The 25846-nt window shown below is 74.6% G+C and carries 25 protein-coding genes; 11 read left to right on the top strand and 14 right to left on the bottom strand.

What is annotated here, in order from left to right; translation table 11 throughout:
• Positions 1-23: 23 nt before the first annotated feature.
• Positions 24-1019 (bottom strand): Gfo/Idh/MocA family protein, encoded by a 996-nt coding sequence (locus RM425_RS07875; protein ID WP_311344638.1) that lies wholly within the window; start codon positions 1017-1019, stop codon positions 24-26.
• The gene (locus RM425_RS07870) at positions 1016-1387 is read right to left on the bottom strand and encodes a bleomycin resistance protein (protein ID WP_311344637.1); all 372 of its coding nucleotides are present in this window, start codon (positions 1385-1387) and stop codon (positions 1016-1018) included. The genes RM425_RS07875 and RM425_RS07870 overlap by 4 nt, the downstream gene beginning before the upstream one ends.
• Before the next feature lie 9 nt (positions 1388-1396).
• On the opposite strand from RM425_RS07870, the gene RM425_RS07865 reads away from it, so the two are divergent.
• On the top strand, positions 1397-1690 hold the full coding sequence (locus RM425_RS07865) for a DUF4031 domain-containing protein (RefSeq protein WP_311344636.1): 294 nt from the start codon (positions 1397-1399) through the stop codon (positions 1688-1690).
• Here RM425_RS07865 and RM425_RS07860 read toward each other — a convergent pair.
• Positions 1614-2291 (bottom strand): HD domain-containing protein, encoded by a 678-nt coding sequence (locus tag RM425_RS07860; RefSeq protein WP_311344635.1) that lies wholly within the window; start codon positions 2289-2291, stop codon positions 1614-1616. The genes RM425_RS07865 and RM425_RS07860 overlap by 77 nt on opposite strands.
• Positions 2292-2351: 60 nt before the next feature.
• On the opposite strand from RM425_RS07860, the gene RM425_RS07855 reads away from it, so the two are divergent.
• From RM425_RS07855 to RM425_RS07845, 3 genes are all read left to right on the top strand, one after another.
• Entirely contained in the window at positions 2352-3101 is a 750-nt protein-coding gene (locus RM425_RS07855) for a phospholipid scramblase-related protein (protein ID WP_311344634.1), read from the top strand.
• A 629-nt stretch (positions 3102-3730) separates the two neighbouring features.
• Positions 3731-3862 carry a hypothetical protein gene (locus RM425_RS07850; RefSeq protein WP_311344633.1) on the top strand — a complete coding sequence of 44 codons (132 nt, stop codon included), beginning with the start codon at positions 3731-3733 and terminating at the stop codon, positions 3860-3862.
• A gap of 62 nt (positions 3863-3924) precedes the next feature.
• Complete coding sequence (locus tag RM425_RS07845; protein ID WP_311344632.1) at positions 3925-6903, top strand: helix-turn-helix transcriptional regulator; 2979 nt, start codon at positions 3925-3927, stop codon at positions 6901-6903.
• A gap of 375 nt (positions 6904-7278) precedes the next feature.
• On the opposite strand, the gene RM425_RS07840 is transcribed toward RM425_RS07845, so the two are convergent.
• The gene (locus RM425_RS07840) at positions 7279-9087 is read right to left on the bottom strand and encodes a DEAD/DEAH box helicase (RefSeq protein WP_311344631.1); all 1809 of its coding nucleotides are present in this window, start codon (positions 9085-9087) and stop codon (positions 7279-7281) included.
• Positions 9088-9314: 227 nt separating this feature from the next.
• Between RM425_RS07840 and RM425_RS07835 the strand changes: the two genes are divergently transcribed.
• Positions 9315-9881, top strand: coding sequence for a GNAT family N-acetyltransferase (locus RM425_RS07835; protein WP_311344630.1), 567 nt, complete (start codon positions 9315-9317; stop codon positions 9879-9881).
• 78 nt (positions 9882-9959) lie between these two features.
• On the top strand, positions 9960-12005 hold the full coding sequence (locus RM425_RS07830) for an HNH endonuclease signature motif containing protein (RefSeq protein WP_311344629.1): 2046 nt from the start codon (positions 9960-9962) through the stop codon (positions 12003-12005).
• A gap of 19 nt (positions 12006-12024) precedes the next feature.
• On the opposite strand, the gene RM425_RS07825 is transcribed toward RM425_RS07830, so the two are convergent.
• The 5 genes from RM425_RS07825 to RM425_RS07805 all read right to left on the bottom strand — a co-directional run bounded on the left by RM425_RS07825 (position 12025) and on the right by RM425_RS07805 (position 18451).
• Positions 12025-12429, bottom strand: a complete 405-nt coding sequence (locus tag RM425_RS07825; RefSeq protein WP_311344628.1) for a nuclear transport factor 2 family protein — start codon at positions 12427-12429, stop codon at positions 12025-12027.
• Positions 12430-12504: 75 nt separating this feature from the next.
• Complete coding sequence (locus tag RM425_RS07820) at positions 12505-13755, bottom strand: DUF3592 domain-containing protein (RefSeq protein WP_311344627.1); 1251 nt, start codon at positions 13753-13755, stop codon at positions 12505-12507.
• Positions 13756-13807: 52 nt separating this feature from the next.
• Positions 13808-15493, bottom strand: coding sequence for a DNA repair helicase XPB (locus RM425_RS07815; protein WP_311344626.1), 1686 nt, complete (start codon positions 15491-15493; stop codon positions 13808-13810).
• An 88-nt stretch (positions 15494-15581) separates the two neighbouring features.
• Complete coding sequence (locus tag RM425_RS07810) at positions 15582-16040, bottom strand: PaaI family thioesterase (RefSeq protein WP_311344625.1); 459 nt, start codon at positions 16038-16040, stop codon at positions 15582-15584.
• 14 nt (positions 16041-16054) lie between these two features.
• Positions 16055-18451, bottom strand: coding sequence for a helicase C-terminal domain-containing protein (locus tag RM425_RS07805; protein WP_311344624.1), 2397 nt, complete (start codon positions 18449-18451; stop codon positions 16055-16057).
• Between RM425_RS07805 and RM425_RS07800 the strand changes: the two genes are divergently transcribed.
• Positions 18450-18671: a hypothetical protein gene (locus RM425_RS07800; protein WP_311344623.1), complete on the top strand. Its 222-nt coding sequence runs from the start codon at positions 18450-18452 to the stop codon at positions 18669-18671. The genes RM425_RS07805 and RM425_RS07800 overlap by 2 nt on opposite strands.
• 18 nt (positions 18672-18689) lie before the next feature.
• Here RM425_RS07800 and RM425_RS07795 read toward each other — a convergent pair whose 3' ends face one another.
• Both RM425_RS07795 and RM425_RS07790 read right to left on the bottom strand, forming a co-directional pair.
• Positions 18690-19010, bottom strand: coding sequence for a hypothetical protein (locus RM425_RS07795; RefSeq protein ID WP_311344622.1), 321 nt, complete (start codon positions 19008-19010; stop codon positions 18690-18692).
• Between the two features lie 48 nt (positions 19011-19058).
• Positions 19059-19826 carry an endonuclease/exonuclease/phosphatase family protein gene (locus RM425_RS07790; protein ID WP_311344621.1) on the bottom strand — a complete coding sequence of 256 codons (768 nt, stop codon included), beginning with the start codon at positions 19824-19826 and terminating at the stop codon, positions 19059-19061.
• Positions 19827-19897: 71 nt separating this feature from the next.
• Here RM425_RS07790 and RM425_RS07785 point away from each other — a divergent pair, with 71 nt between their 5' ends.
• Both RM425_RS07785 and RM425_RS21800 read left to right on the top strand, forming a co-directional pair.
• Positions 19898-20482 carry a nucleotidyltransferase family protein gene (locus tag RM425_RS07785; protein WP_311344620.1) on the top strand — a complete coding sequence of 195 codons (585 nt, stop codon included), beginning with the start codon at positions 19898-19900 and terminating at the stop codon, positions 20480-20482.
• A 40-nt stretch (positions 20483-20522) separates the two neighbouring features.
• Complete coding sequence (locus RM425_RS21800; protein ID WP_449495079.1) at positions 20523-20918, top strand: cold-shock protein; 396 nt, start codon at positions 20523-20525, stop codon at positions 20916-20918.
• Here RM425_RS21800 and RM425_RS07775 read toward each other — a convergent pair.
• Together RM425_RS07775 and RM425_RS07770 are read right to left on the bottom strand one after the other, a co-directional pair.
• The gene (locus RM425_RS07775; protein ID WP_311344619.1) at positions 20915-21412 is read right to left on the bottom strand and encodes a DUF2771 domain-containing protein; all 498 of its coding nucleotides are present in this window, start codon (positions 21410-21412) and stop codon (positions 20915-20917) included. The two genes, RM425_RS21800 and RM425_RS07775, sit on opposite strands and share 4 nt — an antisense overlap.
• Positions 21403-22719, bottom strand: coding sequence for an MFS transporter (locus RM425_RS07770; RefSeq protein WP_311344618.1), 1317 nt, complete (start codon positions 22717-22719; stop codon positions 21403-21405). The genes RM425_RS07775 and RM425_RS07770 overlap by 10 nt, the downstream gene beginning before the upstream one ends.
• A 264-nt stretch (positions 22720-22983) precedes the next feature.
• Between RM425_RS07770 and RM425_RS07765 the strand changes: the two genes are divergently transcribed.
• Positions 22984-23820, top strand: coding sequence for a DUF3027 domain-containing protein (locus RM425_RS07765; RefSeq protein WP_311344617.1), 837 nt, complete (start codon positions 22984-22986; stop codon positions 23818-23820).
• A gap of 56 nt (positions 23821-23876) precedes the next feature.
• Here the strand turns inward: RM425_RS07765 and RM425_RS07760 are convergent, their stop codons facing one another.
• Complete coding sequence (locus RM425_RS07760; protein ID WP_311344616.1) at positions 23877-24140, bottom strand: DUF2530 domain-containing protein; 264 nt, start codon at positions 24138-24140, stop codon at positions 23877-23879.
• Positions 24141-24261: 121 nt separating this feature from the next.
• Between RM425_RS07760 and RM425_RS07755 the strand changes: the two genes are divergently transcribed.
• Positions 24262-25821: an NCS2 family permease gene (locus RM425_RS07755; protein WP_311344615.1), complete on the top strand. Its 1560-nt coding sequence runs from the start codon at positions 24262-24264 to the stop codon at positions 25819-25821.
• Positions 25822-25846: the final 25 nt, after the last annotated feature.

The following is a 25846-nucleotide window of genomic DNA, read 5'->3' as shown; positions in this document are numbered from 1 at the left end:
TCCGGGGTCCGGAAATCACCCGCTCAGGCGACGTCGACCGCCTCGGCGTGCCGCACACCGAGCTGCTCGGCCGCCTGTCCCAGCACGTCCTGGACGGCGAGGGTGTCCGCAAGTGGCATGACCGCGCTCTCGGTGCCCCCGGCGCGCAGGCACTCGGTGACCTCGATCAGCTCGTGCGCGTAGCCGACGCCGAGCTGCGGCCGCCGGATCCTCTCGGACTCGGCGCCGGCGCGGTGCAGCACGATCGTGTCCGGATGGTGGAACCGGGGGAGGACGTCGATCCAGCCGGTCGTGCCGAACACGCGGGCCTGCCCGGGCAACGCCTGGCGCAGCGACGCGAGCAGCGTGGCGGCCCGGCCGTCGTCGTACCCCAGCAGGAGCGCCGCCTCGGCATCGACACCGGTGGGGAACAGCGACCCGGTGGCGACGACGCGCTGCGGCGTCCCGAGCAGCATCTGGGCGAAGGAGACGACGTAGACGCCGAGATCGAGCAGCGCGCCGCCGCCGAGCGCGAGGGCGAACAGCCGGTCCACCGGGTCGTACACGCGGGAGACGCCCAGATCGGCCTGCACCGACCGCACCTCACCGATCGCGCCGTCGGCGACGAGCTCGCGGAGCGCGACGACCGCCGGCTGGAAGCGGGTCCACATCGCCTCCATGGTGAAGACGCCGGTCTCCCGGGCGGCGGCGACGACCTCCGCGGCTCCGGCGGTCGTGGCGGTGAACGCCTTCTCCACCAGCAGCGCCTTGCCGGCCCGCAGGGCGGCCAGGGCGAAGCCATGGTGCTGGGCGTGCGGGGTGGCGACGTAGAGGACGTCGACGTCCGGATCGGTCAGGATGTCGGCGTAGGAACCGTGGGCGCGGTCCAGCCCGTGCCGGGCGGCGAACGCGTCGGCCCTCTCCTGCGACCGCGAGGCGACGGCGACGACGCGGGCGTGCGGGACGTGGGCGAAGTCGGGCAGCACGCTCTCCGCGATGCGGCCCGGCCCGACGACGCCCCAGCGGATCTCTGCGCTCACCGCTGGGACGGTAGTGGCGAACCGAAGCGCAGCAGGTTGCCGTCCGGGTCGATGTGCGCGCCCTCGCGCAAGCCGTAGTCGGTGTCGACCGGGGCGCTGGTCCGCCCGACACCGGCCCATCGCGCGGCAAGGTCATCGGCGTCGGGCACGTGCAGGTAGGCCGCGGCCGCCGTGCGGAGCGGATCATGCCCCTCGGTGACCACGAGGTGCAGCTCGATCCCGGCCATGGCTGCGAACCCGTAGCCCTCGTCGTGGGCCGCCACCGCGCAGCCCAGGGCGGCGTAGTGGTCGAGCGCCCGCTGGAGGTCGGTGACCGGGAAGATCGGGGAGATGCGGACCTGCGGGTGCTCCTGGGGCATGGCGGGCACACTGCCACCGTGACGGTGCTCATCGACACCCCTGTGTGGCCGTGGCGGGGGCGGTTGTGGTCGCACCTGGTCAGCGACGTCTCCTACGACGAGCTGCACGCGTTCGTCTCCGCGGAGCTGGGCATCCCGCGCCGGGCGTTCCAGGGGGACCACTACGACGTCCCGGAGGACCTCTACGACGTCGCGGTCGCCGCCGGGGCGCAGCCGGTGGACTGCCGGGAGCTGCTCAGCCGGCTCCTGGCGGCCGGGCTCCGTTCGCGGAAGCCCCGCCGCCCGGAGCCGCGCGGCTCCGCAGCAGGCTGAGCTCGGCGGCCATGTTCGCCCGCGCCCGCGGCTCCCACGTCTCCGCCACGGCGGGCAGCCGGTAGAGCCGGGGCAGGCCCAGCAGCTGCTCCAGGACGGCGATCCGCCCGGCGGTGAACGCCTCGTCGGGGACGTGGCCGTACTCCTCGCGCACGGCCGAGGCGTAGGCGGCGTACGACTCCGCGGGGGAGGCGAGCACCGCCAGGTCGGCGTCGCAGAGGACCGCGCCGTTGGCATCGCCGGGCTCGACCGCGTGCCCGGCGGTCAGCAGCACCAGCCGCTCCACCTCGGCGATCCGCTCGTCGGGGACCAGCCCGCGCAGCCCGGCCCGGGCCCGTCCGGCGCTCACCGCCTCGCTGTCGTTGCGCTGCGGGTCGTAGACGACGTCGTGGTACCAGGCAGCCAGCCGCACCGCGTCGGGGTCGGCGGCGTCGGCGGCCAGCCGGTCGGCGATCCCCAGCACGGCCGCCAGGTGCGCGAGGTCGTGGTACCGGCGGTGCGGCTCGCTCCACGCCCGGACGACGGCGGCCCACTCGGTGCGTGAGGTGGGGGAGTCGCCGGCCAGCGCCGCCCACGCCTCGAACCCGACCAGGTCACCCACCCGGAGAGTCTGGCACGGGAGGCACCGGACCAGGGCCGGGCCGGCACTACCGTGACCGCCGTGACGCAGCCGCCGCCCCCTCCGGGCTGGTACCCCGACCCCGCCGGCAGCCCCGGCGCCCGCTGGTGGGACGGCCAGGGCTGGACCGAGCACGTCCAGCACCCCGCCCCGCCGGCTCCGGGGCCACCCGCGCCCGTGCCGCACGGGACCGGACCCTCGCTGTACGAACAGCCCGTCCTGCTGGTCAACCAGAAGACGAAGCTGATCGAGCTGACCAACGAGTACGCGGTGCTCGACGGCAACGGCCGGCAGATCGGCGCCGTCGTCCAGGTCGGGCAGAGCGCGGTGAAGAAGGCGGTCCGGCTGTTCAGCCAGCTCGACCAGTTCCTCACCCACCGGCTCGAGGTGCGCGACGCCCGCGGGCCGGTGCTGGTGCTCACCCGTCCGGCGAAGCTGATGAGGTCCCGGGTGCTCGTGCAACGCCCGGACGGCGCGCCGGTCGGCGAGATCGTCCAGGCGAACGTCTTCGGGAGGATCCGCTTCGACCTGGTGGCCGGTGGCCAGGTGGTCGGTGCGATCCAGGCCGAGAACTGGCGGGCCTGGGACTTCGCGATCACCGACGCGGCCGGGACGGAGGTCGCCCGCATCACGAAGAAGTGGGAGGGCCTGGCCCGCACCATGTTCACCACGGCAGACCGATACGTCGTCCTCGTGCACGTCCGGCTGCCCGAGCCGCTGGCCAGCCTGGTGATCGCGTCCGCCCTCACCGTGGACACCGCGCTCAAGCAGGACGACCGCGGCTTCAACTGAAGCCTTGGCGATCCTCCGGATCGCACCGCGGCCACGTGCCGTCCCGGCCTGCGTGGAGCCCACCGTCACGCCTGCGCGGACCCTTCGGCCCCGCTCGGCGCGACATGATCTCGGTTCCGGCGGGTAGCCTCGTGGACGTCCGGACCGGGTGCCACGTGCCCCCGGGTGCCATTTGGTTACGCCTTCACGGACTACCGCCCCGGCCTCGGTCGGGGGCCTGGAGCCGTGTTGTGCTTTTCGCCGCGAGGCGGCCGTCACCCGGTCCGGACCTCGTCCCCGCGAAGGGCCCCGTCCGAACGGACGGGGGCCCTTCGCCGTGCGGAGCGGGGTCGCTCGGTAGGTCTCCTCGGTGGTGCTCCGGCGCACCGGACCGCCGGCCGGTTCGGCGTGACCGTCCGTCGCGCGTGTGACGCGGCGCTGGCGCGGACCCCGGACGGCGAGCTCCAGGACGATGTCGGTTCCGAGCCTCCTCACGTACCGCCTCAGGTCCCGAGGTCCCACGAACGGGGTGGTCTGAGGCCTCTCAGGCCGCCCCGGGCGCCGAGAACCGCGTGACCTACCGATGCCCGGACCCCGGCCTCAGGACGAACGTCGCCGTCATCCGCAGAGGCACGACGAGAGGCACGACGATGACGCTCCACTACAGCAGCCCGGCCCTGGATTCCGAGCTCGCCTACCGGCGGGAGATGCTGATGGCCTCCGGCCGCGGCACCCGGACCCGGCACACCCCCTGGTTCCGCGGCCGCAGGCGTCGGCGCTGACCGGCTCGGCCCGTAGCGAAAGGGTTCGGGCTCCGTCGGAGGCCCGTGCCACGATCAGCGCCGTGCCACGCTGGGACGACGCGCCGATGGTGGGACGGGCCTCCGAGCTCGCCGCCCTCCTGGCGTGCGTCGACCGTGCCGCAGCGGGCCGGTCGAGCACCGTGCTGCTGTCGGGCGACGCCGGGGTGGGCAAGACCCGGCTGCTCGGCGAGGTCACGGCACGGGCGGTGGACCGCGGGGTCCGGGTGTTGACCGGCCACTGCGTCGATCTCGGCGACGTCGGCCTGCCGTACCTCCCCTTCGTCGACCTCCTCCGACCGGTCGCGGCGGAGCCGGGCATGGCGCCCGGGTCGACGGCCGACCCCGTCCTGGCCCCGCTGTTCGCCGGGCGTCCGGGCCCACCCCAGCCGGTGCCCGAGGGACGTGACCTGAGCCGCCCGCTGCCGCACCGGGCCGCGCCCCCACCGGTCGACGACGGGCGGCTGCAGCTCTTCGAGGCGGTGGCGGCCCTCGTGTGCGAGCTGGCCGGTGCCGCGCCGCTCCTCCTCGTGCTGGAGGACGTGCACTGGGCCGACCGGTCCAGTCGGGACCTGCTCCGCTACCTGCTGGCGCGGCTGGCCGACGAGCCCGTCGCGGTGATCGCCTCCTACCGCGCCGACGACCTGCACCGGCGTCATCCGCTGCGGCCCCTGCTCGCCGAGCTGGTGCGACTGCCGGGTGTGGAACGGCTGGAGCTCAGCCCGCTGCCGGACGCGGAGGTCGGGGCGCTGGTGCGCCGGCTGGGGTCGGAGGCCGGCCCGCTGCCCGAGTCGGTCGTCGAGGACGTCGTCACCCGGGCGGAGGGCAATGCCTTCTACGCCGAGGAGCTGCTGGCGGCCGGGCGGCACGGGGAGGCGCTGCCCCTGGCCCTGACCGACGTCCTCCTGGCCCGGGTCGAGCAGCGCTCGCCGGAGGCCCAGCAGGTGCTGCGCGTCGCCGCCGTGGCCGGCCGCCGGGTGCGCCACGAGCTGGTGGCCACCGTGAGCGGGCTCGCCGACGGCGACCTGGAGACGGCGTTGGCGGAGGTCGTGCACCACTACCTCCTGGTGGTCTCCGACGACGGCCGCTACCGCTTCCGGCACGCACTCCTCCGGGAGGCGGTGCTCGCCGATCTGCTGCCGGGCGAGCGGGTGCGGCTGCACGCGGCGATCGCGTCCTACCTGGCTCGCGTTCCGGATGCCGGGACGGCGGCCGAGCGGGCGCACCACGCCCGGGCGAGCAACGACCTGCCGGGAGCGTTCAGCGCGTCCCTGGTGGCGGCGAGCGCCGCGGGTGGCGTGGGCGCCCCCGCCGAGCAGCTCCAGCACCTGGAGGCGGCGCTGGCCCTGTGGTCGGCGGTGCCCGAGGCCGCGGAACGGGCCGGCCGCGACCAGGCGGCGCTGCTGGTGGAGACCGCCGCGGCGGCGCGTTCGGTGGGGGAGCCGGCCCGCGCGGTGGCGCTGCTGCGCTCGGCGCTGGAGGTGCTCCCGGCCGACGCGGCTCCGGAGATCCGCGCCCGCGTCCACTACACGCTCGCGCAGGCGATGGTGCGGGTGGAGGACGACGCCGGCGCCTACCGGGAGAGCTCGGCCGCGATGGCCCTGGTGCCGGCGGACCCGCCGTCGAAGGCGCGCACCTGGGCGGCCGCGACGCACGCCCGGATGAGCTACTCGGTCGGGCGGTTCGACGAGGCGGACGCCGCGGTCGACGAGGCGCTGGCGGCCGCGGACGCGCTCGGGTTCGACGGGGCCTGGGCCGACATCGCCGTCACCCAGGCGCGGGCCCGGCCCGGTGCCGACCCCGCGGCGGTGCTCGCCCGGCTCGACGAGGCACTGATCCGCGCCCGGCGGTCCGGCAACGTCGAGGTCGAGATGCGGGTGCTGTTCAACCTCGCCACCGTCACCTTCGAGGCCGGGCGGATCCAGGACGCGCTGGACTGGACGCGGCGGGGCACCCGGCGGGCGCGTGACCTCGGCGTCGAGTGGTCGTACTACCCCGCGGAGCTGCGGCACCTGCACGTCACCGCCCTGTACATGACCGGCGACTGGGACGGCAGCCTGGCCGAGGCCGACGTGCTGGCGCGTGTGCCGGACATGTCGGCGCACGTGCGCGCCGACGGGCTGCTCGTGCTGGTCGGCCGGGGTGACCCCGGCGCGCGGGCCCGCATCGACTGGGCGCGGAGCCTGGTGCCCCGCCTGGGGTCGCACGTCCTGCTCGACTTCGTGACGGCCGGCTCGGAGATCGACCTGGCCACCTGGGAAGGCCGCCCGCAGCAGGCCGTGGACGTGGCGCTGGCGACGTACCGACGGCTCCAGCGCGAATGGGACGACGACCACATCGGCATGCTCCGGCTGGCGGGTAGCGCCCTGACCGCCGTCGCCGACGCGGCCGCGGTCGCCCGCCGGGCCGCCGATGCCGACCACTGGATGCGGGCGGGGGACGACCTGGCCGCGGCTGCACGCGCATCGGTGGAGACGTACCGGGAGACCTACGGCGACACGCTGGGTGTCGAGGCGCACGCCTGGCTGGCCCGCATCGCCGCGGAGACCGCCCGCGTCCGCGGGGAGGTCGCCCCCGAGCTGTGGCGGGCAGCGGTGGACGCGTTCGGGTTCGGGCACGTCTACGAGGAGGCGCGGTCGCGCCTGCGGCTGGCCGAGGCGCTGCTCGCCACCGGCGACCGGGCCGGGGCGGCGGCGGAAGCCGCGCTCGCCCACGAGGTCGCCGTCCGGTTGGGGGCCGCACCCCTGCGGACGGCGCTCGAGGGCCTGATCCGCCGCGGACGGCTGGAGGTCGCCGGCGTGCGCACGGTGGAGGTCGGCGCCGTCCTGACCCCGCGGGAGACCGAGGTGCTGCGGCTCCTCGCGGCCGGGCGCACCAACCGGCAGATCGGCGCGGAGCTCTACATCAGCGAGAAGACCGCCAGCGTGCACGTGAGCAACATCCTGGCCAAGCTCGGCGCGAACGGCCGCACCGAGGCCGTCGCGATCGCCGCCGCGCGGGGGCTGCTGACCGGTTCCGCCTGACCTGGTCGCCCCTACAGTGCCGCCGGTGTCCGCCTTCCACGTGACCTCCGTGCTCAACCGCAGGTCGATCGAGGCGCACGGACTGGACTGGCGGCGCATGGGGGCGGCGCCGGGCATCGCCGGGAGCAGCCGTCCCGAGCAGGATGGCTGCTTCCTCACGCTGAGCGAGTTCGAGTGCGAGTTCTTCGTCCGGATGAACAACACCGGCGGCCCCGTGGACGTGTGGGCGGTCGACGGCGTCGACGAGGCGCAGCTCGAGGAGTCGCCAGAGGTTTCCTCTACCTGCCCGCGGTCATCCCGCCCGAGCGCCTGCGCCTCGTCCGGAGGGATGTGCCACCCGAGCCGTGGTGACCCGCACCGCGTGCCGGGCAGACGTCAGAGCATCGTTCGGAGACGCTCCCGGCGGGCGCGGAGGACGTCGACCGACGCCGACGCCGACGGCGGGCCGGGCACCGACTGGCGCAGCTGCGTGTGCACCACCGCCTGCGGCTGCGCGGTGCGTGCCGCCACCCGGTTCACCAGCTTGTTGATCTCGCGGCGCAGCTCGGCGGCGTCGCGCCAGGAGCGGCCGGCGTCGTCCTCATCGGGGTGGTCCTCGACGACCATGAAGTCCTCGGCGTGCTCCCGGTGGCTCTGCGCGATGCGCAGCCGCAGCTCGTCGTCCCGCTTCGACAGCAGCTCCGCGGTCTGCGCGGGCGTGAGCAGCCCGGGGATGCCGAGGAACTCCTCGTCGCCCTCGGCGACGACGACCGCCGGGCCGGACCCCTCGCCGGTGTGCGCGGTTCCGCTGTGCAGCACGTGGGCGAAGCGGGCGTCGGCCTCCAGGGCCTCCCACTGCTTCATCTCGCCCTCCTTGGGCTCCCGCGGCGGCAGGTCGAGCGCCTCGAGCTCCTCCTCGGGCTGGCTGCGGGGTGGCGGCATGACGTGGTTGCGCTGCTCTTCCATGGCGGCTGCCAGCGACAGCAGCGGGCGCACCGCGGGGAGGAACACCGTCGCCGACTCGTGCGGCGACCGGGAACGGACCACGCGGCCCACGGCCTGGGCGAAGAACAGCGGCGTCCGGTACGAGGTCATCCAGGCCAGGACGGCGGCACGCGGGACGTCGACGCCCTCGGAGATCATCCGCACGCAGACCGCGATGCGGGCCGACCCGGTGGCGAAGCGCTCGATCTTCTTCGACGCCTTCGGGTCGTCGGACAGGATCAGCTCGGCGGCCTTGCCGGTCACCCGGCGGACGATCTTGGCGTAGGCGCGGGCGTCGTCCTGGTCGCTGGCGAGGATCAGCCCGGCGGCGTCGGGCATGCCGGTCTCGCGCAGGTGGGTGATCCGGTCGTCCATCGCGGCGATGACGTGCGGCACCCACTGCCCCTTGGGATCCAGGGCGGTGCGCCAGGCCTGCATCTCCACCGACCGGGTGCCGGCCTCCGAGAGCGAGGCGGCGACCACCTCGCCCGCGGAGTTCCGCCAGCGGGACGTGCCGGTGTAGGCGGCGAAGACGACGGGGCGGACGACGTTGTCCGCGAGCGCCTCCTTGTAGCCGTAGGTGTAGTCGGCGCGGCTGACCAGCCCGATGCCGCTCGACTCCTCGCCCCCGCCCGACCCACCCACGTCACCTTCGAAGCTGTCCTCCTCGTACCGGACGAAGGGGATGCGCTCGTCGGGCTTGGTGCGGAACGGCGTCCCGGTCAGGCAGAGCCGGCGGGCGGACATGCCGAACGCCTCCTCGGCCGCCTCGCCCCAGGAGAGGCCGTCACCGGCGTGGTGCACCTCGTCCAGGATCACCAGCGTCTTGACCGAGGTGGACCGCGCGGCGTGCAGCATCGGCTTGCCCGCCACCTGCGCGTAGGTGGTCACGTAGCCCTGCGTCCCGGCGCGCACCGGGCCGACGGCGTTGGTCAGGCCCGGGTCCAGCACGATGCCCATCGCGTCGGCGGCGTCGGCCCACTGCATGCGCAGGTGGTCGGTCGGGCAGACGACGACGACCCGCGCCACCTCGCGCCGGGCGAGCAGCCGTGCGGCCAGGGTGAGCGCGAACGTGGTCTTGCCGGCGCCGGGCGTCGCGGTGACCAGGAAGTCCTTGGGGGACTGCTCCTCGTACTGGCTGAGCGCGGCCTGCTGCCACGCTCGGAGCGGCCGGCTGGTCGTCTGCGGGCTCAACGTCTCCGCTCGTGCTGCGCTCCCCATGTCGGGGTCCATCTTGGCTGCCGGAGAGGCAACACGCCCAACCCGGGTCCTGCCGCGCGCCTCGCCCCGAGCGACGTATAGGGATCCTCGACGAGCCGCTGACCTGGGGCGATGCCATCGCGTCGGCGAGTTCTGTGGGGATTGCCATCGTGTGAGGGACGGATACGTCACGCCCCGCCGGTCACGACGTTCCCAGCCGCCCCGCGGCGCGCTGCGAGACTCCCTCCGTGAGCGATCCGTCCGGTCCGTCCCTGGGTTGGTCGACCGATCCGGCGCAGGTGTCGGCCCTCCTGCGCGCGGAGCTCACGGCCTGCTGGCGAGACGTCGTCAACGCCGGCGGGGCGGTCGGCTTCGCGGAGGAGGCTCCGGTGTCGGACGCCGTCGTCGCCCCGGTGGTCGAGCAGGTGGTCGCCCGCCTGGATGCGCGGCTCGGCCGGCTGCTGGTGGCCACGCGTGGCGACGAGGTCCTCGGCTGGCTCGTGCTCACCGGTAACGCCGATCCGGTGACGGCGCACTGGGCTCGCGTGACGCACGTCCAGACCCGGCCGTCGGAGCGAGGGACCGGGGTCGCGCGGGCGCTGCTCACCGAGCTGCAGCGGTCGGCGAGGGACGATCTCGGCTTGGAGCACCTCCGCCTGGAGGTGCGTGGCGGGATGGGCCTGGAGGATTTCTACGGGCGGTTCGGCTGGACGGTGGTGGGTTCCTGGCCCCGTGCGCTGCGGTTCACCCGGCACGGTGTTCGTGACGAGGTGCTCATGGGACTGGATCTCGGAACAGGCACCGCCGGTTCCTGACCGGGCGGCCGGAGGCGCCCCTGCGGGTTCTCGTGCGCGGTGCCGGAAATGTCGGACGTCGAACATACGATCGAGCACATGGCGGACGGCGCGACGAACAGCGGCCCCACGGCGGGCTGGGCGTCGGGTGCGCTGGGAGTGGTGCAGGGCGCGGATCGGGAGATCGCCCGGCAGACCGCCGTGCGCGCCCGGGCGGTGGCCGCCTTCGCCGCCACGCGGCCCGCGTCCGCCGATCGCCCGGCAGGCCAGCCGGGAGCCATGAGCGAGGAGCGGCGAGCCACCCGGCCCGCTGTGCTGGCGGACGTGAGCGAGTGGGCGGTCCAGGAGCTGGCGCTCGCCCTCGAGATCAGCAGCGAGGCGGCGGACACGCTCCTGGAACGCTCGCTCACCCTCGTGCACCGGCTGCCGCGCACCCTCGAGGCGCTGGAGTCGGGCACGCTGCACGTCGGCCACCTGTTCCCGATGCTGGAGCGGGTGGCTCCCCTGGCCGACGAGAAGCGGGCCGAGGTCGAGGCGACGCTGCTGAGCTGGGCGGCGGGCCGGGTGACGACGCCGGCGCAGCTGGCCGCCAAGGCCCGTCGGCTGGGGCTGCTGGTCGACGCCCGTGACAGCGTGAGCCGGCTGGCCGAGGCGGTGCGCCGCCGCGGGGTGCATGTCCGGCCGGACTTCGAGGAGGGCATGGCACACGTGATGGCGCTGCTGACCGTGCCCGAAGCCGCAGCGCTGGTCGATGCCCTCGGCCGGTACGCCGATGCCCTGGACGACCCCGGTGACGAGCGCACCCGCGGCCAGAAGATGGCCGACTGCCTGATGGACCTGGTGCTGCGCCGGGGAGAGACCGGCCTGCCGCCGGTGCAGGCACACCTCACCGTGGTGGCGTCCGCGTCGACGCTCGCCGGCGGGGACGAGCCGGGCGAGATCGCCGGTCAGGTCGTCCCGGCCGAGCTGGTGCGGGCACTGGCGCGGGCCCTCGGCCTGCTGCCTGATGCGGGAGGTCAGGCTCCACCGCATGACGCGGCTCCACCGCATGACGCGGCTCCACCGGACGGCGCGGCTCCGCCGGCCGGCGCCGCTCGGCTGCACGACGCCACCCTGGCTGCCGCCTTCTCCACGCCTCCGGAGCGGTCCCTCATAGAGGGTGCACTGGAGGAGTGGTGGAGCGAGATCGAGCGCCGCGCTGTCGCGGAGGACTGGGGCGACAGCGGGGCGCAGCCGTCCGATCCGGGGCAGTCGCCCGGTGGTGTCCCGTCACAGGCGCCCGTGCAGTCCTCCCGGCCCCCGCCGTGGCTGGAGCTGGCGCCCTTGAGCGAGCGACTCGCCCTGCACCGGTCCGGCCGGGAGTCTTGGGAGGAGTCCGCCGCCGGCTCGGCGATGGTCACCGGGCGGGCGGAGGTCCTGCCGTCACGGCACGCCGCCGCGGAGGAGGCGGTCACCGCTGCGGGGCTCGCCCTGCTCGAGTCCGACCGAGCCGTCAGGCGGGCCGGTGCCGCGGTACGCCGGGCAGAGATCGCGGCCGCCGACGATGAGGCCGCGTGGCAGGAGTCGCCGGCCGGGCGGATGTCCGCCGCAGCCGACACGATGGCGGCGCTGCGCGAGACCGGCGACGAGCAGCGTGCTGCCCTGGCCCGGCTGCTGGACGCGACGGCCGGTGGCGCGCTCGCCGAGCGTCCCCGCATCGCGGTCGTCGATGCGCTCACCGGTGCCCTGCTCGCGCTGACCGACAGCCGGGAACTCCGACGCGCCGCGACCTGCGGGCGGCCCGCCTGCCGGCGACGGCCGGCCCGGTGCACCCACGACCTGAGCCGACGCCCTGGACTGGGTCCGCCGGATGCGACCGGCGGATACCGGCCGGGCGCCGCGCTCGACCGCTACCTCCGGGCGCGGGACAAGCGGTGCCGCTTCCCCGGGTGCCGCCGGCAGGTTCCGCGTGGTGGGCAGCTGGACCACGACCGCCCCTGGCCGGAAGGCCCGACCAGCGCGGCCAACCTGGTCGGTTACTGCACGGCGCATCACCGCGGCAAGCACCAGGCGCCCGGTTGGCGTTCTTCGCTGGCCCCCGACGGCACGCTGACCGTGACCACGCCGACCGGCCTGGTGGCCGTGACCACGCCGCCCCCGTACTGACGTGGCAGGGGGCAGCCGGTCAGGACTTGGCGCTGCGGTCCTCCAGGATCCGCTCGGCGAAGCGCCAACCGGACTCCGTCCGCACGTACCGGTCCACGTAGCGTGGAGCGGCGGCAACGACCCACGAGCCCTCGACGGCGGCGAGCAGCACCATGTCCGCCGTTCCGTGCGCCTCGGCGTCGGAGTCCACGACGACGTGGTGCCCGCCCATGATGTGCCGCAGCGTGGGGCCCGCGAGGACGCCGGTGATCCACTCGACCAGCGCCGGACGGCCCTCCAGCGGCATGGCCCAGGCCTCCATCCGGCCGTCCTCGACGAACAGCTCGCTCCACGGCTGGACCTGTGCGTCGTCCACCAGGTGCGCGTACCGCGCGACCAGGTTGCGAATCTCGTTCTGGGCGACCAGCTGCTGGATCTCGTCCACGGTGTGCCTCTCGGGTGCGACCGGACCGGTTCCCGGCAACCTACGGCCCGGGCAGGTGCGCGAGTGGTGGGGGTCTCACCAGTCCAGGAGCCCCGTCACCCCGTCCGCTCCCGAGTCGCGCCTCGGTGGCACCTTGCCGGTACACGCGAGATGACGGCGCGCCCGTCCGACCCGGAGCACACGCGCCACCCCGAAGGGAGCCGCCACAGCCAGGAGCAACGACGGGATCAGCAGCCACCCGGTCCACGTCGGCCCGTACAGGGCGTCGTCGATGATGAAGCGGTCCGGTGCCACGGGGTCGTACACGACGTCGACCACGTCGCCTGCCACGTAGTCATCCGCATAGCCGCCGAGCGTCACGTCCCGTGCGCGCGTCACCCCGTCCACGGTGAAGCGCACCGACGCCGACCCTGCATCGATCCCCGTGTCGGGTTCCACCTCCACCACCGTGCCCACGGTGGTGACGCCGACCGCCCGCAGGTCGGCGTCGGCCTCGATCTCCACGATCATGACGGTGAGGACGAGGCCGACACCGAGAGCGCCCACGCCGGTGACCAACCAGGCCCAGCGTCGCTCCCGGTCCAGCGCCCGGACCGTGCGCTCGTCCGCCACCTCCTCGCCGCGGGCATGCAGCGCCGTCGACGTCCCGTCGTGCAGCTCCTGTCGTCGCCGCCGTGCCAGCTGCAGCAGCCGGCCGCTGCCCAGGAGGAACGGTGGCAGGCCGACGACCAGCCCGATGCCGACGTAGGTCTCGACGAGCGTGGGCTCACCGGCAGCCGGCCAGCCGGAGACCCGCACCTCGAAGCGGCTGCCGGCGGGTTCGTCGTAGCAGTCGGACTCGCCCCTGCGCGGCTGTCCGGCCGGGTCCTCCCAGACGATGTCGCAGAATCCGTCGCCCGCCCCGCCGGTGACGGTCACCGTCGTCCAGTAGCCGGTGAGGAACAGGCATCCGACCGCCAGCATCCAGAGACCGCCCAGCGCCACGGCGCCGATCGCCCCCCAACTCCGTGGGACGCGCACGTCGGTGACCGGCTGATCCACGGCCGTCGGCAGCGCGACTCCCGTGAGGCCGCGCTCCACAGCTGCCGCGTCCGGTCCGGACACCCGCAGCACCGCGGTCGAGCGGTCCGGCAGGGCCAGGGTCAGTGCCACGTCCCCGTCGCGATCACCCGTCCGCGAGGACAGGACGCGCGCTCCGGTCAGGCCGACCCGCCGCAGCCCCAGCCGGCTCCGCCAGCGCACGGCGGACGGCGACGTGATGACCGTCCCCGTCCGCCCGGTCGCCCCGCTGGGCGTCAGGCGGGCGCGACCGCGCACGGAGTCCACGGACTCTGTTCGGCTGCCGTGGCCGGACGTGCAGCCCAACGACTCGGCCGTCTCAGTCGGCGGACTCGTCCACCCAGTCGGGACCGTTGACCTCGCCCGGGCCGGCCAGATCGGCGGCGTCGACGATCGTGTACGCGTACCCCTGCTCGGCGAGGAAGCGCTGCCGGTGCGCGGCGTACTCGCTGTCGAGGGTGTCCCGGCTGACGACGCTGTAGAAGTGCGCCTGACGCCCGTCCGCCTTGGGCCGCAGCAGCCGGCCGAGCCGCTGCGCCTCCTCCTGCCGCGACCCGAAGGTCCCGGACACCTGGACGGCGACGGCCGCCTCGGGCAGGTCGATGGAGAAGTTCGCGACCTTGGAGACCACCAGCGTGCGGACCTCACCGGTGCGGAACGCCTGGAACAGCCGCTCCCGCTCCTTGTTCGTCGTCGACCCCTGGATCACCGGGGCGTCCAGCGCGGCACCGAGTTCCTCGAGCTGGTCGAGGTAGGCGCCGATCACCAGCGACGGCTCGTCGGGGTGCCGCTCGAGAACCCGCCGGATCACCGGCAGCTTCGACTGGGCGGTGGCCGCGATCCGGTACCGCTCCTCGGGCTCGGCGACGGCGTAGGTCATCCGCTCCTCGTCGTCGAGCGATACCCGCACCTCGATGCACTCGGCCGGCGCGATGTAGCCCTGCGCCTCGATGTCCCGCCACGGGGCGTCGTACCGCTTCGGGCCGATGAGGGAGAAGACGTCGTCCTCGCGGCCGTCCTCGCGCACCAGCGTCGCGGTGAGCCCGAGCCTGCGGCGGGACTGCAGGTCCGCAGTCAGCCGGAAGATCGGGGCCGGCAGCAGGTGCACCTCGTCGTAGACGATCAGGCCCCAGTCCTGGGCGTCGAACAGATCCAGGTGGATGTACTCGCCCTTCCGGCGCGTGGTGATCACCTGGTAGGTCGCGATGGTGACCGGGCGGATCTCCTTGCGTTCGCCGGAGTACTCGCCGATCTCCTCCTCGGTGAGCGTGGTGCGCGCGATGAGCTCGCGCTTCCACTGCCGCCCGGCGACGGTGTTGGTCACCAGGATCAACGTGGTCGCCTTCGCCTCGGCCATCGCCGCCGCGCCGACCAGCGTCTTGCCCGCGCCACAGGGAAGGACGACGACGCCCGAGCCGCCGGCCCAGAAGCCGTCGACGGCCTCCTGCTGGTAGTCGCGCAGGTGCCAGTCGGCCTGGTCGAGCTCGATCGGGTGGGCGGTGCCGTCGACGTAACCGGCGAGGTCCTCGGCCGGCCAGCCGATCTTCAGCAGCGCCTGCTTGAGGCGGCCGCGCTCCGCGGCGTGCACGATCACGCTGTCGGAGTCGATGCGGGCGCCGAGCATGGGGGCGACCTTCTTCGAGCGCACCACCTCCTCGAGCACCGCGCGGTCCGAGGAGGTGAGCACCAGCCCGTGCACCGGGTTCTGCGCCAGGGTGAGCCGGCCGAACCGGTCCATCGTGTCGGCGACGTCGACCAGCAGCGCGTGCGGCACGGGGTAGCGCGAGTAGCGGACCAGCGCGTCGACGACCTGCTCGGCGTCGTGCCCGGCGGCGCGCGCGTTCCACAGCGCCAGGGGCGTGACCCGGTAGGTGTGCACGTGCTCGGGGGAGCGCTCCAGCTCGGCGAACGGCGCGATCGCCGTCCGGCACTCCTTGGCCTGCGGGTGGTCGACCTCGAGCAGCAGCGTCTTGTCGGACTGGACGATCAGGGGGCCGTCAGACACGCGTCAGCGTCCTTCGTTCGAGGGCTTCGGCACGGACGTGCGCGCCGGACTGACCACGGTAACGCCGCCGGACGACAGCCCCTTCCCCTCAGCTCCGCGGGCGCCAGCGCTTCCAGTGGGCGACCGCCGTGGCCCGGGGCCTGCCGTCCCAGTGCAGCTGCACGTCCACCGTCATCTGGGCGTCGTCGCCGTCGGTGACCACCGCGAACAGCGACACCGGCTCGGTCAGCGGGGCCGGCCGGAGGTACCGGACGTCCAGCCCGGCGGTCACGTACGGCAGCGCGGCCCCGGCCAGCGGCTCGAAGCCGCGGAGGTCGGCCTCGTGCAGCACCGCCGCCGCGCTGTGGCAGTCCAGCAGCGTGGAGATGATCCCGCCGTTGAGGTACCCCAGCCCGTTGTCGTGCTCGGGCCACGGCACGAAGGTCGCGACGACGCCGTCGGGGCGGGGGTGGCTGCGCAGCCGGAGCCCGCGGTCGTTGGCCGGCCCGCAGCCGAAGCACGTCAGCTGCGGGACCAGGCGTTCCTGGATGCTCACGGGATCAGCCATCCCGGCAGCATGCCTCAGCCCGGGACGGGGGCGTCGTCCTGCTCGACCAGCGCCACCGAGGTGATGCGGTGGACGGCGAAGGTCCGGCTCTCGCCCCGCCGCTCGTCGAACCCTTGCAGGAAGCCGCCGACCAGTGACACCGGCTGGACCACCCGCTGGCTGCCGCTGCCCTGCGCGTCGACGTACCCCAGCCACACCGGCGTCCCCTCGCGCACGGCCCGCGAGAGCAGCTCGAGCGTCGACGCCGTCGTCACCCCGGGCACCTGCCGCACCGCCTCGCCGCGGCGGGCGGCGACCGCGGCGTCCCCGGCGCGGATCTCCCGCACGGTGGCGGCCACCTCGTCGGCGGTCAGCGGCCGCGGAGCGGCCGGGGCCTCGGTCCCGCCCGTCCGGCGGCCGGCGGCGCGGGGCCGGCCCGGTGGGCGGGTGAGGACGGCGCCGCCGGGGTTCTCGCCGGCGGGGGCGTACCCCGCGTCGCGCAGCACCGTGAGCACCTCGTCGGCGGCCAGCCCGCTCACCAGCACGCCCGGGGCGAGCCGGCGCAGCTCGGCCGCCGCGGTCCGCCGGTCGCCGAGCACCTGCGCGAGCAGGCCGTGGTCGTCGGAGCGCACGTAGCTCTCGATGGCGCCGACCCGCAGCCGGCCGTGCTGGCGCGCGACGTCGTCGACCAGGTAGTCCAGCGCCTGGGGCACCGGGGTGCGCGACGCCCGGGTGAAGAAGTCGTGCAGGTCCGACGCCGACCAGCCGGCGTCCAGGGCCCGGCGGACGCTGGCCTCGGAGACGCGGAAGACCGTGGCGCCACCGGAGGACTCGACGTCGGCGACGACCGCGAGGGTGTCGGCGAGCTCGGCCACCAGCGGCCCGGGCGCGATCAGCGAGAGGTCGGGCTGGGCGAGGACGTGGTAGACCGGCTCGGGCAGCAGGCCGCGCATGTGCACGGCAGCGCCGTCCTCGCCGGCGGTGAGCAGCCCGCGCCCGCCGGAGGAGAGGACGCCCTGCACCAGGACGCCCAGCCGCGCGGCCTCGGCCAGCATGCCGGGCACCGGTGCCAGCCGGTCCGCGCGACGCGGGGTGCGCCACCGCAGCAGCGCCACCAGGTCATCGGCGGCCAGGCCCGAGCCGGCGGGGTGAGCGGCCAGCGCCGTCAGCGCCGCGCGGCGGATCGCCGGTGCGGTGTGCCGCACCAGGTCGGGGGAGAGGGCGTTGGCCGACTTGCCCGCCACGTCCCGCTGACCGACCAGTGCCGGCAACCGGATGCCGGCGAGCCAGCCCGCGGCCAGCACCGCCCAGCGGTCGGCGAGGTCCTGCTCCCGCCAGACGTCGTAGCCGCGGGTGGGCAGCCACTCGTCGCGGTGCGGCCCGCCCACGTCCAGCAGCCCGGCGGCGAAGGCCAGCTCCAGCAGCCAGGCGGCCTCGGGCTCGGCGACGTGCAGCTCGCGGGCCAGGCGCTTCTGGTCGCGGACGGCGACCCCGCCGCTGCGCAGCAGCCCGGCCGGCTCGTCCTCCAGCAGGGCGAGCAGCTCGCCGACCCGGCCGACGGATTCGAGTGCCGCACCGGCGGCCCGGCGGTCCACCGCCTTCGGGTCGGCGGCGAGGAGCTCCGGCTCCGGGCGCAGGCGCGGGGGGCCGTAGGGCCGGTCGCCCCGCAGGTGCAGCCCGATCTCGCGGGGCAGTTCGACGTTCAGCGCGTCGATGCGTGCCAGCAGCCCGCGCTGCAGCAGCCGGCGGGCCGGCGAGTCCGTTCCGCCGGCGCTCTCCGGCAGGTGGCCGACGGGGCGCTCGCCGGCGAGCCGCTCCAGCACCGAGCGCTCCTCGTCGGACAGCGCGGCCAGCGTCGCGGGCAGGTCGCCCGGCAGCTGCACCCGCAGGTCGACGGCCCGGCGGCCCAGCCCGGCCGGGTGCCGCACCGCGCGGCGCACCGGATCGGACGCCCGCAGGACCTCGTCCCCCCACAGCAGCGCGCGGTCGGTCAGCGCGGTGAGCGCCGCGTCGAGTACGTCGCCGGGCACCTCGGGCAGGGCGGCGACGAGCTCGTCGGGCGCCAGCCCGTCGGTGGACGCGAGCAGCACCACGTCGAGCACCTGCAGCGTCCCGGCATCGAGGTCGTCCAGGGCGCGGTCCACCGACACGGGCACCGCCAGCCGGCCGGCGAGGGCGACGACGTCCGTGGGCGCCGGGCGCGCGACGTCGGGCCGGGCGGCCAGCAGGGCACCCAGCTGGGCGTCGTCGCGCGTGCGCAGCCAGGCGGCGAGCGTCGGCGGAGGGGCGGTGGCCATCCGGTCCACGTTACGACGGGGGGTGCGCGGGGTGCCGGGGACGCCGCCCGTACGGGTGGCCACCGGCACCTCCGGGCGCGTCGGGGGAGCGGTGCCGTGCGGAGCGGGCACCGGGTCGGCGAAGATGGGCACCATGTCCAAGCGCAACGCGAAGAACGCTCACCTGGTCGAGCCCACCTGGGGCGAGTCGGAGGACGGCGGCCCGCCGCTCACCGAGCTCTCGGCGTCCGTGGCCGGGGGGCTCTCGCCGTTCGGTCAGGACCACGGCTTCCCGATGCCGGTGGAGCACGTCCGCTACGCCCACCCGACGGACAAGCCCAACCGCGCCGGCGTGCAGCTGCCCGAGAACCGCTGAGCCGGTCCGGCGCCCGCCTCAGGCCTTCGCGGTCGAGGTGGGCGCCAGCCGGACGATCAGCTTCGAGACCAGGTTGCCGGCGACCACCGAGATCAGGGCGGCCAGTGCGTCGTTGATCGTCTCGCCGATCTTCGGGTCCGACGGCTGGAACAGGTCCTCGGTGAACCAGCCGAAGCTGTCACGGATCCCGGCGGTGAACTCGACCAGCGGGTTCGCCGGGTTCGCCTCGAAGAATACGAACACCGCGTGGGCGACGATCAGCGCGGCGATCACCGACGCGACCACGCGGACCACGGTGGCGAGCAGGGTGAAGATGCGCGTCGTGTCGGTGCGTGACATGGCGACATGATCTACCGGGCCGCACCGCGGCGCGACCTGCGCCGCAGGTCAGCCCATCGCGCAGGGGACCACGAGCGCACGGTGGTCCGACAGCGGCAGCGCCATCGCCTCCGTCGGTCCCGTGGCGTGCAGCGGGCCCCGCGCCAGGACGTGGTCGAGCTGCCGCACCGGCCGTCCCGCCGGGAAGGTGGGCGCCACCGCGATCGGGACCAGGCCGCTGGCGCGGGCCGCCTTCCGGCGCTGCATGTTCAGGTCGCCCATCAGCACCAGCGGCTCCCGGGTGCGCTCCAGCGACCGCACCAGCTGGCGCAGCTGCGCGGTGTTCCACCCCGGGATGAACGACAGGTGCGTGTTGCAGACGGTGAACTGCCCCGACGGCCCGTCCAGCACCGCGGCCACCGCCACCCTGGGCTCGTCGCGTGCGAGGAAGGGCCGGTTGGTCTGCGGCGACCACAGGGGAACGCTCGCCCGCAGCGGCGGCAACCGGACCACCCGCCAGGAGATGACCGGGTAGCGCGACAGCAGCGCGATCCCGTAGCTGGCCGACCCCGGCTGCTCCTCACCCGTCGCGGCCATCCAGGTGCCGCCCGGGGTTCCCGACAGGGCGGCGACGAACCGGGAGTCGGCGGCACCCATGGCCTCGGCGGCGACGGCGGTGAGGTCGGCGCCCAGCGAGCGGGGTTGGTCCCGGTCGACCTCTTGCAGGCCGAGCACGTCGGCGTCCAGGGTCTTCACCGCCGATGCCAGCCGGTCGACGTCGACCCGTCCGTCGTCGAGGGAGCGGCCGTGCAGGATGTTGAAACTGGCGATGCGCACGGGTGGTGCAGTGCCCCGACCACGGCGGATCTACCGTGCGTATCCCGCCGGGAACGGGTAGCAGGCAGCCCGTGCCGAGCCCTGCCGTCGACGACCTCCGCGAGAACGTCCGTGACCTCCTCAAGCGCACGGCGGTCGCGCTGAAGGAGGGCGGTGTGCCCTTCGCCCTCTGCGGCGGCTACGCCGCCTGGGTGCGCGGAGCTCCCGAGCCCGACCACGACGCCGACTTCCTGGTCCCCGCGGCCGAGGCCGAGCGTGCGGCCAAGGTGCTGGCCGACGCGGGCCTCCACGTGGTCGACCCGGCCGAGGACTGGCTGCTGAAGGTGGTGCGGGACGACGTGTTCGTCGACGTGCTGTGGCGCACCTGCGGGGAGCCCGTCGAGACGGCCCTGATCGCCCGCGCCGACGTCCTGCCCGTCCTGTCGGTGCAGATGCCGGTGCTGGCCGCCACCGACATCCTGGTCACCAAGCTGATGACCCTGGACGAGCACTACTGCGACTTCGCCCGCATGCTGCCCGTCGCCCGGGCCCTCCGCGAGCAGGTGGACTGGCCCCTCGTGGCACGGCGGGTCGCCGGCAACGACTTCGCGGTGGTGTTCCTGCAGCTGCTCGGCCGCCTGGGCGTCGTCCCCGAGGACGCCACGGCACTAACCTGAGGCCGAGCCTGTCCTGCCAGCGAGGAACCGAGGATCTGACGTGCCCACCGGGAAAGTGAAGTGGTTCAACCCTGAGAAGGGTTTCGGCTTCCTCGCGCGCGAGGACGGCCCCGACGTCTTCGTGCACAAGGACGCCCTCCCGGCCGGCACCGAGGAGCTCAAGCCGGGCCAGCGCGTGGAGTTCGGCATCGTCGCGGGCAAGCGGGGTGACCAGGCGCTGCAGGTGCGCGTCCTGGACCCGCTGCCGTCGGTGGCCGCCACCGTCGCCGCGAAGAGCCGGAAGAAGCCCGACGAGCTCGTCCCGATCATCGAGGACCTGATCAAGCTGCTCGACGACGTGGGCGAGGGGTTGCGCCACGGCCGGCACCCCGACCGCGCCGAGTCCCGCAAGATCGGCTCCGTGCTGCGCGCCGTCGCCGCGGACCTGGAGAACTAGCCCTCCGGTGGCGCCTCGGAGGACGAGGCGCCACCCAGGTCGCCGCCGGCCCGGATGAAGCCGATCGGCCACGCGCGCGACCACACCCCGCAGTCACCGCCCTTGTCCTCCACGACGAGCAGGTAGAACGCCGGCGGGATGACGTCGGAGCTGTTGATGCCGGCGAACCTGTCCTCGCCCGCGGGCACCTCGACGGTGCCCAGGCGCTCCTCCAGCCGCTCGTCGAAGACCTGGACGCCCCAGCCGCGCTCGGCGACCGACTCGGACACGGTGAGGGTGATGTCGGCGTCGGGGGAGACCTCGATGATCGGCGGGGTCGTGTCGTAGCGGACCTCCTCGCCGTCCTCGCAGCCTTGGACGGCCTGGGCGGTGACGTCCTGGGCTCCGGCCTGCACGCGCACCTGCCCCGGCCCCTCGTCCGCGGAGGCGCAGCCGGCGAGCAGCAGCACCAGGGCGGGCAGCACGCCGGCCGCCGCCGTCCGTCTCAGGTCCACTGCGGTCCCACCGGGGTGGTCGGGGCGTCGGCGGGGGAGGGGCGGCCGGCGACGAGGCTCCAGAGCACCAGGCCGACAGCGAGCACCAGCAGCGACGCGGCGACGGTGAAGCCGATCCAGCCGGTCGTCGGAAGGGCGATGGCCAGCGCGCCGCCGGCGACCCACGCCAACTGGAGGAACGTCTCGGAGCGGGCGAAGGCCGAGGCGCGCAGGTTCTCGGGCACCTCCCGCTGGATGATGGCGTCCAGGGAGACCTTGCCCAGGGCGTTGGTGACCGCGGCGACGCCGGCGACGAGCACCGCCATCCCGAAGCCGTAGAAGATCGCCGCCAGCACGGTGACGGCCGCCGCCGTGCCCGCCGCGACCAGCACCACCCGGTCGGGTGCGGTGGCGCCCAGCCGCGACCCGGCGGCCGTCCCGAGGAAGCTGCCGGCGCCCGCGGCCAGGGCCACCCCGCCCAGCGCCAGCGTCGCGGTCCAGCCGTCGGCGAACTCGGCCTGGACGAGGAACGCCAGGAAGATCGTGAGGAAGCCGGTGAGACCGCGCAGGGCCGCCGTGGCACGCAGCGCCAGGACGACGTGCGGGCTCACCCGGCGGCGCCGGCGCCCGGTCACCGGGAGCTCCGCGGTGCTCAGCACGTCCGCCGGCAGCTCGCCGGCCGGGACGTCGACGTGCCGGGGCAGCCGTGCGGCCAGCGCCCCGGCGACGGCGAAGACGGCGGCGGTCACCCACAGCTCCGGGGGGAACCCGAAGGCCCACGCCACCCCGGCGCCGAACGCGCCGGCCACCCCCGAGGTGGCCAGGCCGAACACCGACAGCCGCGCGTTGGCCGACGTCAGCGACAGCGCCGGCGGCAGGACGCGGGGGACGACGGCGGCGCGCAGCACGTTGTGCGCCTTCGACAGGACCAGGATGCCCAGCGCCGCCGGGTACAGCAGCAGGTCGTCGTAGTGCGCCGCCATGAACAGGGCCAGCGCCGCCCGGCCGAGCGAGCTGGCGGCCATCGCCCACCGCCGGCCGCGCTGCAGCCTGTCCAGCAGCGGGCCGATGACGGGGGCGAGCACCGCGAACGGCGCCATGGTGACCAGCAGGTACAGCGCCACGTTGCCGCGCTGGGCGTCGGTGGTGGCCGCGAAGAACAGCGTGCCGGCCAGCGAGACGGCGACCATCGCATCCCCGGCCATGTGCAGGGCGTTCACCCAGAGCAGCCGGCTGAGCCCGCTGGCCTCGGCGCCGTCGGCCCGGCTGGCGGCCTGCACCCGGCGGGCGGCCGCGCGCGAGAGCTCGCGGCTGCGGGAGATCGCCACCCGGGTGACGGTGACGCGCGGCGGGGCCTCCCCGGGGGGCGGCACGGCGGCGGGCATCGGCGTCGTCGGCGGCCGGTGCAGGGGGGTGGTGTCGGCCCGGTCCGGTGGGGGCGGCCCCGTCCGGCGGGTCAGGGCTGTCCGCCGACGCGCACCGGGGGGACGGCGGGAGGCGGACACGCTTCCCATGGTGCCGCACCCGGCGGCTGCGACGGTCCGCTGCCTCGCGGAGGGTCCGGCTCCCACCGGCCGGCGTCCTCTGGGACCATGGCGGTCGTGTCCGATCCCTTCTCCTCCCCCCGGCCCGGAACGACCCTCCCCGGCTCGCTCACGGAAGTGGCCGCGGTCGAGCAGGCCCGCGCGGCGGCGGAGGAGACGGCCGGTGACCCCGGCCTGGTGGGCGAGCACCTCGCGGTGGAGCCGGAGATCGACCCCCCGGTCACCGGGCAGGTGGCGGCCGAGGCGCTCGGCGCGACCGCGACCCACACCTTCGCCAGCCGGCAGCCGGGCTACGTGGGGTGGCACTGGGCTGTGACGCTCGCGACCGTGCCCGGCGAGGACACGGTCACCGTCGACGAGGTCGTGCTCCTGCCCGGCGAGTCGGCGCTGCTGGCGCCGGCGTGGGTGCCGTGGCACGAGCGGCTGCGTCCCGGCGACCTCTCCGTGGGCGACGTGCTGCCCTCGACGGAGGACGACCACCGGCTGGTGCCGGCCTACACCGCCGACGACGACTCCGCCGAGGACCCCGAGGGCCGGGTCGTGGCATCCGAGCTGGGCCTGGGCCGGGAGCGCGTCATGTCCGCCGAGGGCCGGGCCGAGGCGGTCACCCGCTGGGGCGACGGCGACTTCGGCCCGGGCTCCGCGATGGCGCGCTCGGCTCCCGGTCCGTGCGCCACGTGCGGCTTCTACCTCCCGCTGGCCGGATCGCTCCGGCAGCGCGTGGGCGCCTGCGGCAACGCCTACGCCCCCGCCGACGGGCGGGTCGTCACCGCCGACTACGGCTGCGGCGCGCACAGCCAGGCGACGCTCGTGCCGGCCGACGACACCGAGGTGGTCCACACCGCCCGCTACGACACCGGCACCTACGACGTGTTGAGCGACTAGTCGCCTGTCGCGCCGAGTGGGCCCCGGAGGGGTCCGCGCAGGCTCGACGGATGGGCTCAGCGCGAGTCGGGGACGTCACCTGGCCGCGGGTGTCGTCCGGAGGACGACGGTGTGAGCTGGCCTTGCCAGCGCATGATCGCCAGGCCCAGCAGTGCCAGGCCGATCGCGGCCAGGCAGGTCCAGGTCCACATCCGGTCCACCCGGTCGCCGAGCAGCAGGACGACGACGAGGGCCACGGCCCAGACCCCGATGCCGACGAGGACCACCCGCGCGGTGTCCACCTGCAGCGGGGGAGGGGCCTGCTTGGTCGGGCTCGGCACGGGGTGACCCTAGGGCACGCGGGGCCGGGGAGGTGTCGGGTCGGTCACGGAGTCGGCCGGATCCGGGCGGGCTGTGGCACTCTGTCGCCGCTCGATGCCCACCACGTCCCGGGAGCACGCCTTGTCCGACACGTCCCACCCCTCCTCCGGCGCCCGGGCCGCCGCCACCACAGGGGACACGCCGGCCGACGTGTCCGCGGGCACCCCGCCCACCACGCCGCGCCGCAGCGAGGGTCCGCGCATCAAGCCGAAGAACGGCCTGGACCGCTACTTCGAGATCACCGCCCGGCGCTCCACGGTCACCCGCGAGGTCCGCGGCGGGCTCACGACGTTCTTCACGATGGCCTACATCGTGGTGCTCAACCCCATCATCCTGACCAGCATCGCGGGCCCCGGCGGCGTCCCGGGTGCCGACGTCGACGGCACGGTGCTGCCGTTCGGCTCGATCGCCGCGGTCACCGCCCTGCTGGCCGGCGCGCTGACGATCCTCATGGGCGTCGTCGGCCGCTACCCCTTCGCACTGGCCACCGGGCTGGGGATCAACGCCATCGTCGCGGTCTTCGCGGCGACCCAGCTGTCCTGGCCCGAGATCATGGGCCTGGTCGTGCTCGAGGGCCTGCTCATCACGGTGCTGGTGCTCACCGGCTTCCGCCGCGCGGTGTTCGAGGCGATCCCGCCGCAGCTGAAGACCGCGATCGCGGTGGGCATCGGCTTCTTCCTCACCATCATCGGCCTGGCCGACGCCGGCATCATCCGGCCGGGCAACCCGCTCATCAGCTTCGGCGTCGGCGGTCAGCTGGCCGGCTGGCCGACGCTGGTGTTCGTCGTCGGCCTGCTGCTCATGGCCGTGCTCGTCGTCCGCAAGGTCAAAGGCGCGCTGCTGATCGGCATCGTCGCGACCACCGTGCTGGCGATCGTCGTGGAGGCGATCGCGGACATCGGCCCGCGGTTCGGCGACGCCGGTGAGAACGCGCGCGGCTGGTGGCTCCAGACGCCCGAGCTGCCCGACGACGTCGTCAGCAGCCCCGACCTCTCCCTGCTGGGCAACTTCTCGCTGTTCGGCGGGTTCGAGCGCATCGGCATCCTCGCCGCGCTGCTCATCGTCTTCTCGATCATGATCGCCGACTTCTTCGACACCGTCGGCACGGTCACCGCCGTCGGCGCGGAGGGCGACCTGCTGGACGAGAAGCGGAACCTGCCGAAGTCGCAGCCGGTCCTGCTCGTCGACTCCATCGCGGCCGCCGCCGGTGGTGCGGGCAGCGTCTCGTCCAACACCACCTACATCGAGAGCACCGCCGGCGTGGCCGACGGCGCACGAACCGGCCTGGCCAGCGTGGTCACCGGTCTGCTCTTCCTGGTGGCGGTGTTCTTCACCCCGCTGGTGGCGGTCGTCCCCGCGGAGGCGGCCGCCCCCGCCCTGGTCATCGTCGGTGCGCTCATGGTCACCCAGATCCGGTACCTGGCCTGGGACGACATGTCCCTGGTCATCCCGGCGTTCCTCACCATCGCGCTGATGCCGTTCACGTACTCGATCACCAACGGCATCGGTGCCGGCGTGATCAGCTTCGTGCTGCTGCGCCTGGTCATCGGGCGGCGCAAGGACATCCACCCGCTGATGTGGATCATCGCGGCCATGTTCCTGGTCTACTTCGCGCTCGAGCCCCTCCAGCAGATCGTCTGAGCCGTTAGTGAGCTAAGCTAACTAT

The sequence above is a fragment of the Blastococcus goldschmidtiae genome, from assembly GCF_031845325.1.
Classification (GTDB): Bacteria; Actinomycetota; Actinomycetes; order Mycobacteriales; family Geodermatophilaceae; genus Blastococcus; species Blastococcus goldschmidtiae.
This window is presented reverse-complemented; position numbering and strand designations above follow the sequence as displayed.

Coding starts and splice junctions, on each gene's coding strand:
- RM425_RS07850 (WP_311344633.1), top strand. CDS start 3,731: ATGACGCTCCACTACAGCAGCCCGGCCCTGGATTCCGAGCTCGCCTAC.
- RM425_RS07840 (WP_311344631.1), bottom strand. CDS start 9,087: ATGGGGAGCGCAGCACGAGCGGAGACGTTGAGCCCGCAGACGACCAGC.
- RM425_RS07830 (WP_311344629.1), top strand. CDS start 9,960: ATGGCGGACGGCGCGACGAACAGCGGCCCCACGGCGGGCTGGGCGTCG.
- RM425_RS07810 (WP_311344625.1), bottom strand. CDS start 16,040: ATGGCTGATCCCGTGAGCATCCAGGAACGCCTGGTCCCGCAGCTGACG.
- RM425_RS07800 (WP_311344623.1), top strand. CDS start 18,450: ATGTCCAAGCGCAACGCGAAGAACGCTCACCTGGTCGAGCCCACCTGG.
- RM425_RS07805 (WP_311344624.1), bottom strand. CDS start 18,451: ATGGTGCCCATCTTCGCCGACCCGGTGCCCGCTCCGCACGGCACCGCT.
- RM425_RS07795 (WP_311344622.1), bottom strand. CDS start 19,010: ATGTCACGCACCGACACGACGCGCATCTTCACCCTGCTCGCCACCGTG.
- RM425_RS07765 (WP_311344617.1), top strand. CDS start 22,984: ATGGCGGTCGTGTCCGATCCCTTCTCCTCCCCCCGGCCCGGAACGACC.